Source organism: Streptomyces prasinopilosus, assembly GCF_001419695.1.
GTDB classification, from domain to species: Bacteria; Actinomycetota; Actinomycetes; order Streptomycetales; family Streptomycetaceae; genus Streptomyces; species Streptomyces prasinopilosus.
Genome location: NZ_LIRG01000987.1, coordinates 1 through 1,223 on the forward strand (window position 1 = coordinate 1; position 1,223 = coordinate 1,223).

The following is a 1,223-nucleotide window of genomic DNA, read 5'->3' on the forward strand; positions in this document are numbered from 1 at the left end:
TCGGCTGCCGGGCCGTCGGCGATGACCTCGCCCTCGGCGAGCAGGACGACCCGGTGGGCGAGTTCCGCCGCCAGCTCCACGTCGTGCGTGGCCAGGACGATCGCGTAGCCCTCGGCGGCCAGCCCGCGCAGGACGGTCACCAGGCGGGCCTTCGCCGCGTAGTCCAGGCCGCGGGTCGGCTCGTCGAGGAGGAGCAGGGGCGGGCGGGCGGTGAGGACGATCGCCAGGGCGAGGGTCAGGCGCTGGCCCTCGGACAGGTCGCGCGGGTGGACGTCGTCCGCGATGCCGGGCAGCAGTTCCGAGAGCAGGGCGCGGCAGGAGCCCGGCTGCGCCTCCGCGTCCCGGTCGGCGGCGGCGCACTCCGCGGCGACCGTGTCCGCGTACAGCAGGTCCCGCGGTTCCTGCGGGACGAGCCCCACCCGCCGGACCAGGTCGCGGGGGCGGGCGCGGTGCGGCACGGCGCCACCGGTGCGGACCGAACCGGCGGACGGTTCCACGAGCCCGACCAGCGCGCCGAGCAGCGTGGACTTGCCGGCGCCGTTGCGGCCCATGAGCGCGATCGTCTCGCCGGGGGCGACCGTCAGGTCGACGTGGCGCAGCGCCCGGACGCCGCCGCGGCGGACGGCCAGGGCGCGGACCTCGGCCACCCGCGCGGGGGCGGACGCGGGGCCGGGGGAGGCCGCGGCCGTGCCCGCCCGCCCGCGGGCGAACAGGGAGAAGGGGCTCCTGCGGGGCACGGGGGCGGCGGCGGGCAGGCCGGCCGGGACCGGCCGGACGGCCGCCGGTGCCGCCGGGGCGGACGCGGCCTCCGTCCTCGCCGCCGCCTCCGCCTGCGCGAGGCGCTCGCGCAGGGGGGCCGCACGGCGGCGGGCGTCGCGCACGGTCAGCGGGAGCGGGGACCAGCCGGCGAGCCGGCCCAGGGCCACCACCGGCGGGAACACCGGGGACACGGCCATCACCTCCGCGGGGGTCCCGAGCAGCGGGGGCTCCCCCGGCCCCGGCAGCAGCGCCACCCGGTCGGCGTACTGGACGACGCGTTCCAGGCGGTGCTCGGCCAGGAGGACGGTGGTGCCGAGATCGTGGACGAGGCGCTGGAGCACCGCGAGGACCTCCTCGGCCGCCGCGGGGTCCAGCGCGGACGTCGGCTCGTCGAGGACCAGCACCCGGGGGTGCGGGGTGAGGACCGAGCCGATGGCGACGCGCTGCCGCTGGCCGCCGGAGAG

At 79.9% G+C, this 1,223-nt stretch carries 1 protein-coding gene; it reads right to left on the reverse strand.

What is annotated here, in order from left to right; all coding sequences use genetic code 11:
- The coding region (locus AOK18_RS29380) for an ATP-binding cassette domain-containing protein (protein WP_055696281.1) at positions 1-1,223 on the reverse strand (1,223 nt) is incomplete at both ends.